At 79.7% G+C, this 340-nt stretch carries 1 protein-coding gene; it reads left to right on the forward strand.

Translation table 11 applies throughout. The features are described from left to right. Positions 1-47: 47 nt before the first annotated feature. Positions 48-340 (forward strand): hypothetical protein (locus tag GTW08_RS30945; RefSeq protein ID WP_202416483.1); only part of this gene is annotated, 293 nt, incomplete at its 3' end.

Consider the following 340-nt stretch of genomic DNA (forward strand, 5'->3'; position numbering starts at 1 on the left):
CCGAGGCCCCTGCGTCCGTGCCGGCCCCGTGGGGGGCGGTGGAGCCGGTGCCTGCCGGCACCGGGGTGGCCGGGTCCGCCGCGGTGTCCGAGGCCGTCGACTCCCGGCCGGTCGGGCCCGCACCGACCGGTGCCGCGGCGGCCGGGGCCGAGCCCTTCGAGGAGGCGCCGTTCGAAGAGGCACCGTTCGGCGAGGTGTCGGTCGAGGCGGAGCCGCTCGGGGCTGCGCCGGTCGTACCCGTGCCGACCGCCGCGGCCGTGTCGGCGCCGGGAGCGTCCGCAGTGGCGGTCGAGGCAACCGTGCCGTCGGTGTGCGTGGAGTCGGCCTGCGTGGAGTCGGC

It is taken from the genome of Pseudonocardia sp. SID8383, from assembly GCF_009864975.1.
Lineage (GTDB): Bacteria > Actinomycetota > Actinomycetes > Mycobacteriales > Pseudonocardiaceae > Pseudonocardia > Pseudonocardia alni.